The sequence below is a fragment of the Streptomyces sp. NPDC001137 genome (assembly GCF_040298885.1).
GTDB lineage: Bacteria > Actinomycetota > Actinomycetes > Streptomycetales > Streptomycetaceae > Streptomyces.
This window is the reverse complement of sequence record NZ_JBEPBA010000024.1, coordinates 13,911-26,788: the sequence shown is the minus strand read 5'-3', so window position 1 is coordinate 26,788 and position 12,878 is coordinate 13,911. Positions and strand designations below refer to the sequence as shown.

Genomic DNA, 12,878 nt, shown 5'->3' with positions numbered 1-12,878 from the left:
ATCCCGCTGAATCATGAATTGACGCGTACGGGCGAGCGCTCCGAAGGTTTGCCGGTTTTGGTTTACGGCGGCAACCGCTGGTGACCATCAGCGCGGTCAGTCGACGGCTTGCGCCGGCTTTGTGTGGTGGTTCGCGGTGAACCTCTTGCCGGGGTGACCGAATTGATCGCGCCGCTGCCGATCTGGGTGGTCGGTCAAGAAGCGTCGACGTAGGCGAGATGGGTGCCGCAGACGGTGCAGCGGAAGAGCATGGCGCTTGCGCCTTCGCCGAGGTGGGTCAGGAAGTGCTCGAGCTGGGAAGCATCGTGCCAGCCGCCCATACGCAGGTCGAGACGGAGCTGGTCGAGGGCGTCCGGGTGGGCCGCGAGTTCCGTGTATCCCACCTCGCCGATGAAGGCGGCCGCGTCCTGGCAGTGGACGAGCCAGTGCGGATCCTGCCAGGCATGGAAGCCGGGAGTGCGGCGGGTGACCTCTCGCAGGGTCTCCTCGCTGACGCCGTCAATCCCGTAGGAGTCGGTGAATTCACCTGCGAATCGTTCAGCGGCGCTGCCGTCGGCGATGCACCAGGGGCAGAAGTTCCCGTTGACCTCTTGAGCGGTATAGAAGCTCGCGGTGTAGATCCACCCCGTGCTGCGGTTGCAGCAGACGCATTCCTCGGCGCTTGCACGGATCGATCCGCTCGCGAGGGGGTCAGGGTGGTGGCGGAAGAAGGGGAGGTAGGTACTCAATGCTGCTGCCCCGGAAGGGAGATGGCGACTTCGTCGCCGGTGCTGTTTGGGCCCACGGCCAGTCCTGTGAACCCCATGGACGTGCAGTCTGTCCCCGAAGGGGCTCTTGATCAAGCTGGTGAGGTCGAGGGGGGCGCCGCCGTATGAAGCGGATGTCGCCTTCGACGGCACCGCGAGAGCTCCTACGACCAGTTGCGACGTCCCGGTCGGCTCGGCATGCCCCCACCTATAAAAGACCGCTTCGTGAGGCGCTTTTGGACAGCCCCGATGAGCTGCGTGGCACTACAGCTTGATCTGCCCTGTCAGCCGCCATGCAAGGTACTTGGCCAGGCTCGGTGCCACCCAGGTGCGGCTGGCGCGAGGCCGTGTAGGCCTTGCGGCCTGCAGTCGGCCTCCTCCCGGACTGACGGAGTCAGTCAGCCGCGGCTCCTTGCCGGGAGTTCCACTGGGGCGACGCCAGAACTCCCTCCCGCGTGCACTGTGAGGGTTCGATTCTTTCGAAGGGGTAGGGCTGGTCTTCGGTGCTCGACGAGGGCGTAGCTCCGCTGCCGATACGTCAGGCGCGGTCGCGTCGGATCAAAGTGTCGTAGGCGCCGAAACTGGGCACGGGCTCCCAGTTGCCGGTGACGTCAATGCCGTGGCGGCTTTCCGTGGATTCCTCGCCGTCGACCTCTACAGTGCGCCGAATGACGCCTTCGGTCGTGAACTCGTAGGACTCCGTGTGCTCCGCGTCCGCATGTCCGCCTCGCTCCTCCGAATCGCCGTAGTCGTACGCGGTTGCTGTTTCCAGGAAAAGGGAACCGCTGGTGAGGGTGAAGGTGTAGTCGAGAGAGTCGTGTCCGTGTTCGTCCATGAAGATGACTGAGGCGTAACCGGTCTCCAGTCGCATTTCTACGCGCAGCGCCGGGGTGGAGTGCTCATCGGGGCATGCGACAGCGGTGTACAGCTCGCCGGACGCATGCCTGGCCTGAGCTTGCTCGGGCGTCAGTGAGTTCATAGGCGTGTCGGTGAGGGTGTTCCACTGCTCGCAGTAAGTCCAGATCATGGCCGGTTCAGCCCGTGCCCTTCGGCAGCCGGTAGACGAAGCCCTGCACGTCCCGGATTATCACGCCGGCGTCCGCCGCGTCCCTGAGCACCGCCAACGAAAGCCGCCGCCGCGCCGCCGCGCCGCCGCGCCGCCGGGGGACCGGGGCCGCCAACTTGCCTGCGATGTGCATGACTTCTGGACGCCGGTAGCGCCCGTGCAGCTCAGAGGCCGTCTTCGCGCACCATGCACCAGTCCCCGGCATACAGTCCGACTCGTCTGTCGCTGAAGAAGAGCGAACGCGGATGCAGCCCGCCACCCCCGGGCGTTGAAGCTCACGCCGCCGGATCCCAGGCCTCGATCAGGCGCTCGGGGCCGTACGTCGCCGCAAGACCGTCCACCGCGAACCCGGAGCGGGAGACCGCGACCAGTGGTGTGTCCTCGTCGGCGCCGGGGACGGCCAGGGCGTCGCGGGCCAGGGCTGCCAGGGCGCGGTGGTCGAAGGGGGCCCGCTCGTGCCATTTGATGGAGCCGACGAAGTCGATCCGGCGTGCGGGGGAGCGGTCCGCGCCCACCAGGTCCACCTCGGGGTTGTTCGTGCGGGGCCACCAGCCGCCGACCTCCCGCACCTGCGGCCACGTGTCGTCGGGCAGCAACCGGGCCAGCGACTCCCGTACGACGGGTTCGATCGCCCGGCCGCGCCACGAGGTCCATCCGCGTTCGACCGCGTCGACCACGATCCGGCTACGGCCGCGCTCGATCTCCGGGATGCCCTGCTCCAGGAAGGCAAGCCAGAAACGGAGATAGGGATCGGCGATGCGGTAGCGGCGATCCCGGTCGCCGGGGCGGGCCGACAGGGGGGTGTCGACGGCGACGAGTCGCTTGTCCGCGAGGGTGCGCAGGGCCGGGTTGAGCGAACCGGGCGGGAGCGGCCGGTCGGCGGCCCCGGCGTTCGCGGCGATCGTCCCGAAGGTCCGCTCGCCGCTTCCGATCACGGAGAGCACATGCCTGGCCTGTAGGGCGGTCGGGAACTCCGCGGCCAGGATGCGTTCGCCGGAGACGAGGAGGGGGGAGGTGGGGTCGGCGAGCGTGCGGGTGAGGAAATCGGTGCGGTTTTCGCCGTCCTGCCATTCCTGGCAGATGAGGGGCAGGCCGCCAGTGATCAGGTGTGCGTCGAAGGCGTCCGCGGCCGGGAGCCCGGTCATCGCCATGACTTCGGCAGGGGAGAGAGGCGGCAGAACCATCTCGACCCCTCGCTGATGGAAGGGGCGGCCGTAGGCGGACAGCTGCTCCATCATCGCCAGGTCGCTGCCGATGAGGATCAGCAGTACGGGTTTGCGGCTCAGCACCCGGTCCCACACGGTTTGCAGGGTGCCTTCCAGCACCGGGTCGCCTTCGAGCATCCACGGCAGTTCGTCCAGGACGACGATGCTGGGCGTCCCATCCGGGAGCACCGCGGCGAGCTGGCGCAGGGCGGTGTCCCAGTCGGCGACAGTGGTGACGCCGGCGAGGAGGGCGGTGTCCGGCAGTGAGGAGTGCCGGACCTCGGTGAGGAAGCGCGCCCGCTCCCGGTGCGCGTCCTCGCCTCGGGTGGCCTGGTGGACGACGTATGGCACCTGGGCACGCTCGCAGAAGAGGTCCACGAGACGCGACTTGCCGACCCGGCGCCGACCGCGGAGCAGCAGGGCCCTGCCGCGCTGGTCGCCCCGGCCGTCACGCACCCAGGACAGGTGGCCCTCCAGGGCGGCCAGTTCGGATGTGCGGCCGACGAAGCCTGGCATGGCTCAACCCCCACTACCGGGTTTGCTCACATCGAACATACTCAAGTGAACCATAGTATGGGGAATCGGAGTAACCATCCAGTAGCTTTATGTGACAGGTGCGGTTCTGTCGTGCAGCCCTAGTCCCGCCGCAAAAGCGTCCCCACCGCCCCCTCCAGATACGCCGGAAACTCCCGCGTCGACGGCAGCACACCCGGCACCGCATGCCCCAACTGGCTGTGCCCCAAATAGAAGCTGTACGCCATCAACCCCCGCTCCCGTGCCTCCTCCTCCCCAAAGCCCAGCTCGGCGAAGAGTCCCGTCAGGTACCCGATCCGGCGCTCCGTCACCTGCCGCAGTGCGGCCGCCACCTGTGGGTGGTCCGTGCTGGCCAGGAGCGAGAGCTCCAAGGGGTCGGCTGCGCCCGGCTTGGTGACCCGGTGGAACAGGGCGCGCAGTCGCCGGCCCGCATCCGGTTCCGTCTCCACCGTCGCGATGATCTCGTCCGTGTTCGACTCGACCCAGCGGGCGAGGGCCGCCTCGATCAGGGCCTCGCGGTTGGTGAAGTGCCAGTAGAAGCTGCCCTTTGTGGTGCCCAGGCGGGTGGCGAGGGGTTCGACCGCTACTGCCGCGAGGCCGCCCTCCCGGATGGCGGTCAGGGCCGCGTCCGCCCAGTCGCGCGCGGTGAGCCTGGGCTTCCTGGTCTGCTGCTGCCGTTGTGCCATCTCCGTACGCTACCGTATGGTTTCCATACGCCGGCGTATGGAGGTGCGCGATGCGCAAGGACAGGCCCGTGGCGGTGGGGTTTCCCGAGGGGGCTCGGCTGATCAGGGCGGCTCTGGCCGCGCCCGACTATCAGGACGCGTACGCCATGGCACTGCGGCCCGGGATGCCGCGTGATCCCGCCGCCTGGACCGGCATCCTGCGTGACGCCTTTCCGGTCGTCGGGCGGGAAGGTGACGAGGTGCTCATGGAGGTCAGCGCGGGCGGGCTCGATGCCTGGGCGTCCATCGTCGTCGATGCCGAGTACGTCGTGCTGTGCAGCTCCGTGAAGACCAACGGCGCGCGGTCCAGGCTGTATTGGGGTGTGGTGAAGTGGGTGCATCCCTTCATGGCCCGGCTCATGATGGTCCGCACCCATCGGCGGCTTGCCCTCGCCACCCGGAACGACGTCACCTAGGCAGCCGCGCAGAACATCACTTCGGCAGCCGGCCCGCCACGTACTCCTCCCGGAGTGTGTTCTTGCGGATCTTGCCCGAGCCGGTCAGGGGGAAGTCCTCGACGAAGACCCACGTGCGGGGTGTCTTGTGCGGGGCCAGGTGGGCGCGTACGTGGTCGAAGAGTTCCTTCTCCATCACCGTTTCACCCGTCGTCTCACTCACCGTCTCGGCCGTCGTGTGGTCCGGGGTGAGGCGGATGAAGGCCGCGACCCGTTCGCCCCAGACCGGGTCGGGGACGCCCACCACCGCGGCCTCGGCGACCGCGGGGTGTTCGGCCAGGATCTGTTCGATCTCGCGCGGGTAGATGTTCTCGCCGCCGCGGATGATCATGTCCTTCAGGCGGCCTTCGATACGGCAGTAGCCGCGCTCGTCCATCGAGGCGAGGTCGCCGGTGTGGAGCCAGCCGTCGGAGTCGATGGCGGCGGCCGTCGCGTCCGCGGCGTCGAGGTAGCCCGTCATGACGTGGTAGCCGCGGGTGCAGAGTTCGCCGGTGGTCCCGGGTGGTACGACCGTTCCTGACGCGTCCACGATCTTCACCTCGGACAGGGGGAGGGGCTTGCCCACCGTGTGGGCGCGGTCGTCGGGGGTGTCGTCGAGGCGGGTGATCGTGATGCCCGGGGACGCCTCGGTCTGGGCGTAGATGATGGCCATCGGGACGCCGAAGACCTCCTCGATCCGGCGGACCAGTTCGGGTGGGACCGAGGCGCCGCCGGACAGCATGAACCGTAGGGACGAGAGGTCGGTGCGGGGGAGTGCCGGGTGTTCGAGCATGGCGATCAGCATCGTCGGCACGCCTCCCAGCATCACGCAGCGTTCGGACTTGGCGAGTTCGAGCATCAGGCCCGGCTCGAAGTGCGGGGGCAGGACGTGGGTGCCGAGGCTGATGATCGAGGCCAGGGTGGCCAGTACGCAGCCCGCCGTGTGGAACAGCGGCATCGGGTTGAGTGCCGCCTCGCCCGGCTGCAACCCGAAGGTGCGGACGTAGGCCAGCCGGGCGTTGTTGGTGATGCCGCGGTGGTGCAGGAGCACGCCCTTCGGGATGCCGGTGGTGCCCGAGGTGTACTGGATCTGCGCCGGTGACGAGGCGTCGACCTCGGGTAGCGCGCGGTCGGTCGAGCCTTCGGCGCAGAATTCCGCCCAGTCCTCGAACAGCACGCTCGTGTGCAGGTCGGGGAGGTCCGCGCGGATGTCGGCCAGGGTGCGGGCCATCGGGTTGCCGCGGTACTCGCGGAGGAGGAAGACGCCGGCCGCGCGGGAATGGCCGAGTACATGGCGCAACTCGGCTTCCCGCAAGGCCGGGTTGACCGTGACGAGCGTGATGTCCGCGAGGGCGGCGGCGAGTTCGAGGATCACCCACTCCGGGATGTTGTTCGCCCACACCGCCACACGATCGCCCGGCGAGAAACGGCCGAGCAGGGCCCTCGCCGCGCGCTCGGACTCGTCGAGCAGTTCGGTGTACGTCCATCGGCGGCGCTCGGCGGGATCCGGTACACCCTCGACCAGGGCGACCGTCTCCGGTGCCAGCCGGGCGGCGCGGCGCAGCAGTGATCCGACGGTCTCGTCCAGGAGTTCCTCGCCGGACTCGCCCGCCCAGTACGACGTTGCCACCATGTCAGCCCCCGGGATGTGGTTTGCCCTGCGCGTCGGATACGGCGTCAGTATCCGGACCGGGAGCCGTGGTACGCCACCCCGCCCGCCCAATTCCCGTGCAGCACAACCCAGTTGTCGCCCCCCGCCTACGCGGACGGCCCGAGGGAGCGTTCGGTCACCTTCGCCAGATGCCGGGTGAACACCTCCCGGGTGTCCGGCGTCAGCGTGCGCAGGGCCACCAGAGCGGTGATGACGACATCGCAGAGCTCGTCCTGGACGTCCTCCCAGGTGTGGGTGATCCCCTTGCGCGGGTTCTGGCCGGTCGCGCCGATCACCGCCTCCGCGACCTCGCCGACCTCCTCCGACAGCTTGAGCATGCGCAGGAGCATGCCCTCCTGGCCGCCGTGCGGACGGTTCGCGTCGAGCCAGGTCCACAGGTCGTCGATGGCCGCCCAGACGTCGGGGGAGGTCGGGGAGGTGGGGGAAATCGGGGTCTCGGGAAGCGGAGGCTGATCAGTCATGGGCCCAGCCTGCCCCCCGCATCACTCCCTGAACAGCGCCTCTTCCTCAGCGAACAGCGCCTCCTGCTCGTCCGGCTCCTTCTTGTCCTGCAGCCGCTTGTTGCGCGCCCCCACCACCAGCGCCGTGGCCGCCGCCGTCACGCCGAGTGCCGTCGGGACCATCCAGCCGCGGTCGAAGACATGGCCGAGCGCGTGGTCGAGGGAGAGACGGCCGGGGCCGGCGACCGCGAGGCCGGTGGCGGCCAGAGCGAGGGTGGCCGCGTACTCGTAGCCGCCCTCCGCGTTGAAGAAGCCGTTCGGGGCGTGCACCGCGGACGCCCCGGCCATCGCGCCGGCCGCCGCCGCACCCGCCGCCGGGGTCGCCAGGCCCAACGCCAGCAGGGTGCCGCCGCCCGCCTCCGCGAGGCCCGCCGCCGTCGCGCTCGCCTTGCCCGGCGCGTAGCCGACCGACTCCATGAACTGGCCGGTCCCCTCGATGCCGTGTCCGCCGAACCAGCCGAACAGCTTCTGCGCGCCGTGCGCCGCCAACACACCACCGGCACCCAGCCGGAGCAGCAGCAGGCCCAGATCACGCCGGTCGTAAGAGCTCATGGTTTCTCCCGGGACAGACAACGGGGACATATGACGCGTTCGAACAAACAGGAACACTCTCCTCCGCGTGTCCACCGTCCCACTCCTCACACCTTCCGGACCCGTCCGCGCAGCCGTTCGGGTGGCGGGTCCCGGTGGGCGGTGTGACTCTGCTGGCATGACGATTCAGCCAGCCAAACTCAGCGACCCGGCCGTCCGCGCCTTCGTCACCGCCGTCAACGCCCACGACCGGGACGCCTTCCTGGCCCTCCTCACGGAGGACGCGACCATGGCGGACGACGGCTCCGACCGGGACCTCAACGAGTGGATCGACCGGGAGATCTTCTCCTCCAACGGTCACCTGGACGTCGACAACGAGTCCCAGGGCGGCCGCGCCCTCCTCGCCCACTACCGCAACGACGCCTGGGGCGAGATGCGCACCCGCTGGAACTTCACCATCGAGGACGACGGCAGGATCTCCCGTTTCGAGACCGGCCAGGCGTAAGTCACACTCACACGCCCGTGCACGCATACGACCCTGCGGTCAACGTGCTGCCGGACGCGCCCAAGATGTGGGTGGCCCGTTACGACGCGGTCCGGGAGATCCTCACCAGCGGCGGCCCTACGTTGGCCCAGCGCGCCCACGCCTGGCTGTGGGCGCGCATGTTCGGACGCCGAGCGGCAGCCTGTTCATGCTCGGAGCGGGCAGACCCGTCAGGAGTGCACGCCCTGTTCCGTCAGTGTGATCTGTCCCGCCTTGATGGTCGCCAGGCGCGGAGCCCGACGGGCGATCGACGAGTCGTGAGTGACCATGACGAAGGTCAGTCCGTGCTCGCGCCACAGCCCCTCCAGCAGGGCCATGATGTCGTCGCGGGTGCCCTCGTCGAGGTTGCCGGTGGGCTCGTCGGCGAGCAGTACCTTCGGCCTTTTCACCAGGGCGCGGGCGATCGCGACGCGCTGCTGCTGGCCGCCGGACAGCTCGGCGGGGGCGTGGCTGAGGCGCTCGCCCAGGCCCACCGAGTTCAGGGCCTCGGCCGCGCGCTCGCGCCGCTCGGCGGGCTTGACGCCGAGCGGGACCAGGGCCGTCTCCACGTTCTCCTGGGCGGTCAGGGTCGGGATGAGGTTGAACGACTGGAAGATGATGCCGATCTTTTCCGCCCGCACCCGGGTCAGCTTGGCCTCGCTGATGCGCGCGAGGTCGACGCCGTCCAGCTCGACGCTGCCCTCGGTGGGGCGGTCCAGGCCGCCGATCATCTGCAGCAGCGTGGACTTGCCGCCGCCGGTGGGGCCCTGGATGACGAGCTGGTCGCCGTCCTCGATGGCGAGGTCGATGCCGCGCAGCGCCTCCACCGTCTCCTTGCCCCGCGTGTAGCGCTTGGTGACGCCGGTCAGTCTGTACATGGGATCTCCGTGGATGAAGCAGTAGAAGAGACAGCGGAAGAGACCGCAGAAGAAGCTCAGGGGAAGTGGGCTTACGAGACGCTGCGCAGGGCGTCCGCCGGGCGCATCCGGGAGGCGCGCCAGCCGCCCATCGCGCCGGCGATCAGACCGCCGGTGACCGCCAGGCCCACCGCGAGCGCGATGGTGGTCAGGGAGACGGGGGCGGACAGCGCGATCTCCATGGTGTTCGACGCCGACTGCCCGCCGGGACCGCCGCCGCCCGGGCCACCGCCCCCGGGGCCGCCCATGCCGCCCCCCGTGGAGCCCAGCTGCGCGGTCAGCTTCGGGGCGATGGCGGTCACCGCGTAGGCCGCCGCCAGGCCGAGACCGATACCGAGGGCACCGCCCAGCAGACCGTTGACCATGGACTCGCCGACGACCTGCCGGGTCACGTTGCGGCTCGGCCAGCCGAGCGCCTTGAGGGTGCCGAACTCGCGCACCCGGCGGGAGACGGCCGAGGACGTCAGCAGCGCGGCCACCAGGAAGGCCGCGGCAAGCACCGCGATCGACAGCCACTTGCCCACGCTGGTCGCCAGGTTGGAGGCCGTGGACAGGGAGCCGGAGACGGTGGACGCGAGATCGGCGGAGGTGGTGACCGTCGTACCGGAGATGTTCGACTGGATCTCCTTCTTCACGGCGGCGATCTTCTTGGAGTCGGTCGCCTTGACGTAGATCGTGGTGACCTTGTTCTTCGCGTCGCCGAGCGTCTGCGCCTGCTTCAGCGGCACGAACACGTCCGTGGACGACTCGCTGCTGTCGGGCGTCGCGATGCCGATGACCGTGAAACTGGTGCCGTTGATCTTGAAGGTCGAACCGACCTTGTACTTCTTCGACTTGGCGTACGACTTGCTGATCACGGCGACCTTGGCGCCCGTCTGCGCCGCCGTGAAGGTCTTCCCCGAGGTGATCTTCGAGGTGGCCAGTGGGCCGAGGTCCTGGTGGGTGACGTCGATGCCGGCCACCGAGTAGGAGTTGACGTTGAAGGAGGCGCCGCCGCCCTGGACCTGCGGCTGACCGCCGCTGTTGCCGGTGCCGCCGGGCCCGCCCTGCTGCTGCGAGCCGGAGCTCGAGGAGGACGTCGAGGACTTCGCCTTGCCCTGGGTGAAGGAGCCGTCGACCTTGGTGACGTTCAGGGTGATCGCGCCGACCGCGGCGGACACGCCCTGCTGGGCGGCGACCTTGGTGACCAGCGAGGACGACAGGGCCTGACCGCCCTGTGTCATCACCCGGTCGGAGCTCTGCTTGGTGCTGCTGCTCTGCTTGGCGTCGAACTTGAAGTTCGGGCCCTGTGAGCTGCCCGCCTTGGGAGCCGACTGCGCCTTGGTCACCGTCATGTCGGTGCCGAGGCCGTAGAGCGACTTGAGGACCTTGTCCTGAGCCTGTGTCATTCCGGCCGACACCGAGTTGACGGTGATGACCAGCGCGATTCCGAGCGCCAGACCCAGTGCGACGACCAGGGCCGCCTTCTTTCTGCGGCCCAGTTCGCGCTTGAGATAGATGCCAAACATCCCGTTCCTCGCAGGTTCTTGGCGCCCGGTGTGGGCGCTGCCACAAGCTAGGGAGAAACCTTTGCGCCGGACTGAGTAAAAGATGTGTCAGGGCTGAGAAAGTCGGATGCCGGGTCAGAATTCCGTAAGACAGGCAATTCCTATGCCGTAGACGGCGTACTGCCAGGAAACTGCTGTTGGGTGGGTGTTACGGTCCCCGGGTGCATGGTTCTTCTCCCCTCTCCCGGCGTGCCGCTCTCGGCCTTGCCGCAGCCGCTATTCCGCTTGCCTCGGCGACTCCCGCATCCGCTACCGGCACCGTCGTCGGCGGTGAGCGACTCGCCCGTAAGGGAATTCAGGTGAGCGGCGCCACAGGGCTGCCCGGGAAACTCACCGCAAGTGCCTGGATCGTCGCCGACTGCGAGAGCGGAGAGGTGCTCGCCTCGTTCGCCGCGCACCGGCGCCTGCCGCCCGCGTCCACGCTGAAGATGCTGTTCGCCGACACCGTCCTGAAGAAGTTCCACCGGAGCGAGCGGTACAAGGTGACCGACGCCGATCTGGCCGACATCCCGGCCGGCTCCAGCCTGGTCGGGGTCAAGCCCGGGATCACGTACACCGTCGAGCAGCTGTGGCAGGGCGTCTTCCTGCGCTCCGGCAACGACGCGGTGCATGTGCTCGCCCATATGAACGGGGGAGTGGCGAAGACGGTCGCCGAGATGCAGGCCAAGGCCGCGGACCTGCAGGCCCTGGACACCCATGTGGTCAGCCCCGACGGCTTCGACCACAAGGGCCAGGTCTCCTCCGCCTACGACCTCACGCTCTTCGCCCGGCACGGACTGAAGAACGCCGACTTCCGCGAGTACTGCCACACCAAGATCGCGGACTTCCCGGCAGGGGGCAAAAAGACCTTCCAGATCCAGAACACCGACCGTCTGCTCACCGGCGCGTGGGGCCTGAAGACGTACGACGGGCTGATCGGCGTCAAGAACGGTTACACCAGCCATGCCGGCAACACCTTCACCGGTGCCGCCACCCGCGGCGGCCGCACCCTCCTGGCCACCGTGATGCACCCCAAGAGCGGCTACAACGCCGTCTACGAGGAGACGGCCGCCCTGCTCGACTGGGGCTTCACGCACGGCGGTTCGGCCGAACCGGTGGGCACGCTGGTCGAGCCGCTCAGCGAGGGCGGGGCGAGGGCGACGCCCACCCGGAAGACGGCCCAGGCGGCGGCCGGCGCCCCGGGCGCGGGATCCGGGGACCCCTCGGCCTGGCGGCTGCTGGAGGGCGCGGGCGGCACGATCGCCCTGCTGGGCGGCGGCATCTGGGCGCTGCGCAGGCGCGGCAAGGGCGGCGGCAGACACGCCAACTGACGGACGCGGCAGCCGACTCGTCTACGAGGCGGCCGACCGACGTTCGCGGCAGCCGTTCCACGCACCGGTGCGTACCTCGCGGTCCCACGCGAGATCCACCCCCACCCGATGCGATGGAACGGCTGCCGCCTCCCCCCTCGGTTTGGCCTACGGAACTGCACTCCCCCAAATGTGAAGCTCTTATGGAGGAGATTTGAGCATAAGTCCACGACCGGCTGCAATGGTCCGGACGTACTAATTCCGCTTGTGCAAGTTGACGATTCGAGCATCCGCGGATGCGGTCAGCCGCGGCCCACGTACGGCATCGCGGTCGCCAGAACCGTCGCGAACTGCACGTTCGCCTCCAGCGGCAGCTCGGCCATGTGCCGCACCGTGCGCGCCACATCGGCGACGTCCATCACCGGCTCGGGCGCGATCTCGCCGTTGGCCTGCAGCGCGCCGGTCTGCATCCGCGCGGTCATGTCGGTGGCCGCGTTGCCGATGTCGATCTGACCGACCGCGATGTTGTACGCCCGTCCGTCCAGCGAGAGCGACTTGGTGAGGCCGGTCAGCGCGTGCTTGGTCGCCGTGTAGGCGACCGAGTGCGGCCGGGGCGTATGGGCGGAGATCGAACCGTTGTTGATGATCCGTCCGCCCTGCGGGTCCTGCGCCTTCATCTGCCGGTACGCCGCCTGCGCGCACAGGAACGCCCCGTTGAGGTTGGTGTCCACCACATGCCGCCAGGCCTCGTACTCCAGTTCCTCGACCGGCACCCCGCCGGGACCGAACGTCCCCGCGTTGTTGAACAGCAGGTCCACCCGCCCGAACCGCTCGACGGTGGCGGCGAACAGCGCGGCCACCTCGTCCGGCTGCGAGACGTCGGTCCGTACGGTGAGACATGTGCCGCCGGGTACCAGCGCCGCCGTCTCCTCCAGCGTCCCGGGGCGCCGCCCCGCCAGCGCCACCGACCAGCCCGCACGCAGCAGCTCCACGGCGACCGCCCGCCCGATGCCGGAGCCGGCACCGGTCACCACCGCGATCCTCGACTGCCCGCCGGTCCCCTGCTTCTCAGTCTCCATGGCATTCATGGGCCCGCAGCGTAGGCGAGGGTCCGGCATACGGGACGAGACCGTCCGCCATCCGGGTCCGGGCGGCCCGACGCGCAGGTGACAATCGGCACTGTGTGCGA

At 69.0% G+C, this 12,878-nt stretch carries 14 protein-coding genes; 3 read left to right on the top strand and 11 right to left on the bottom strand.

Annotation, left to right across the window (positions count from 1 at the left end; genetic code table 11):
• Nucleotides 1–194: 194 nt before the first annotated feature.
• The 5 genes from ABT254_RS35705 to ABT254_RS35685 form a co-directional block, all read right to left on the bottom strand.
• Nucleotides 195–728: a CbrC family protein gene (locus tag ABT254_RS35705; RefSeq protein ID WP_351479701.1), complete on the bottom strand. Its 534-nt coding sequence runs from the start codon at nucleotides 726–728 to the stop codon at nucleotides 195–197.
• Between the two features lie 556 nt (nucleotides 729–1,284).
• A complete protein-coding gene (locus ABT254_RS35700; RefSeq protein ID WP_351479698.1) occupies nucleotides 1,285–1,773 on the bottom strand; it encodes a hypothetical protein in 489 nt (162 codons plus the stop codon).
• A 7-nt stretch (nucleotides 1,774–1,780) separates the two neighbouring features.
• Nucleotides 1,781–1,945 (bottom strand): hypothetical protein, encoded by a 165-nt coding sequence (locus ABT254_RS35695; protein ID WP_351479695.1) that lies wholly within the window; start codon nucleotides 1,943–1,945, stop codon nucleotides 1,781–1,783.
• A gap of 142 nt (nucleotides 1,946–2,087) precedes the next feature.
• Nucleotides 2,088–3,533 carry an ATP-binding protein gene (locus ABT254_RS35690; protein WP_351479692.1) on the bottom strand — a complete coding sequence of 482 codons (1,446 nt, stop codon included), beginning with the start codon at nucleotides 3,531–3,533 and terminating at the stop codon, nucleotides 2,088–2,090.
• Nucleotides 3,534–3,652: 119 nt separating this feature from the next.
• Nucleotides 3,653–4,237, bottom strand: coding sequence for a TetR/AcrR family transcriptional regulator (locus tag ABT254_RS35685; RefSeq protein ID WP_351479689.1), 585 nt, complete (start codon nucleotides 4,235–4,237; stop codon nucleotides 3,653–3,655).
• Nucleotides 4,238–4,287: 50 nt separating this feature from the next.
• Here ABT254_RS35685 and ABT254_RS35680 point away from each other — a divergent pair, with 50 nt between their 5' ends.
• Complete coding sequence (locus ABT254_RS35680) at nucleotides 4,288–4,692, top strand: hypothetical protein (RefSeq protein WP_351479686.1); 405 nt, start codon at nucleotides 4,288–4,290, stop codon at nucleotides 4,690–4,692.
• Nucleotides 4,693–4,708: 16 nt separating this feature from the next.
• Here the strand turns inward: ABT254_RS35680 and ABT254_RS35675 are convergent, their stop codons facing one another.
• The 3 genes from ABT254_RS35675 to ABT254_RS35665 form a co-directional block, all read right to left on the bottom strand.
• A complete protein-coding gene (locus ABT254_RS35675) occupies nucleotides 4,709–6,343 on the bottom strand; it encodes an AMP-binding protein (RefSeq protein ID WP_351479683.1) in 1,635 nt (544 codons plus the stop codon).
• A gap of 125 nt (nucleotides 6,344–6,468) precedes the next feature.
• Complete coding sequence (locus ABT254_RS35670) at nucleotides 6,469–6,843, bottom strand: MazG-like family protein (RefSeq protein ID WP_351479680.1); 375 nt, start codon at nucleotides 6,841–6,843, stop codon at nucleotides 6,469–6,471.
• A gap of 21 nt (nucleotides 6,844–6,864) precedes the next feature.
• On the bottom strand, nucleotides 6,865–7,434 hold the full coding sequence (locus ABT254_RS35665; protein ID WP_351479678.1) for a DoxX family membrane protein: 570 nt from the start codon (nucleotides 7,432–7,434) through the stop codon (nucleotides 6,865–6,867).
• A gap of 157 nt (nucleotides 7,435–7,591) precedes the next feature.
• Between ABT254_RS35665 and ABT254_RS35660 the strand changes: the two genes are divergently transcribed.
• Nucleotides 7,592–7,918, top strand: coding sequence for a nuclear transport factor 2-like protein (locus ABT254_RS35660; RefSeq protein WP_123964741.1), 327 nt, complete (start codon nucleotides 7,592–7,594; stop codon nucleotides 7,916–7,918).
• A gap of 209 nt (nucleotides 7,919–8,127) precedes the next feature.
• On the opposite strand, the gene ABT254_RS35655 is transcribed toward ABT254_RS35660, so the two are convergent.
• Nucleotides 8,128–8,814, bottom strand: a complete 687-nt coding sequence (locus tag ABT254_RS35655; RefSeq protein ID WP_351479675.1) for an ABC transporter ATP-binding protein — start codon at nucleotides 8,812–8,814, stop codon at nucleotides 8,128–8,130.
• A 71-nt stretch (nucleotides 8,815–8,885) separates the two neighbouring features.
• On the bottom strand, nucleotides 8,886–10,361 hold the full coding sequence (locus ABT254_RS35650; RefSeq protein ID WP_351479672.1) for an ABC transporter permease: 1,476 nt from the start codon (nucleotides 10,359–10,361) through the stop codon (nucleotides 8,886–8,888).
• 176 nt (nucleotides 10,362–10,537) lie between these two features.
• Between ABT254_RS35650 and ABT254_RS35645 the strand changes: the two genes are divergently transcribed.
• Nucleotides 10,538–11,710, top strand: coding sequence for a D-alanyl-D-alanine carboxypeptidase family protein (locus ABT254_RS35645; RefSeq protein WP_351479669.1), 1,173 nt, complete (start codon nucleotides 10,538–10,540; stop codon nucleotides 11,708–11,710).
• Between the two features lie 281 nt (nucleotides 11,711–11,991).
• Here the strand turns inward: ABT254_RS35645 and ABT254_RS35640 are convergent, their stop codons facing one another.
• Nucleotides 11,992–12,777 carry an SDR family oxidoreductase gene (locus ABT254_RS35640; RefSeq protein WP_351479666.1) on the bottom strand — a complete coding sequence of 262 codons (786 nt, stop codon included), beginning with the start codon at nucleotides 12,775–12,777 and terminating at the stop codon, nucleotides 11,992–11,994.
• Between the last annotated feature and the right edge of the window lie 101 nt (nucleotides 12,778–12,878).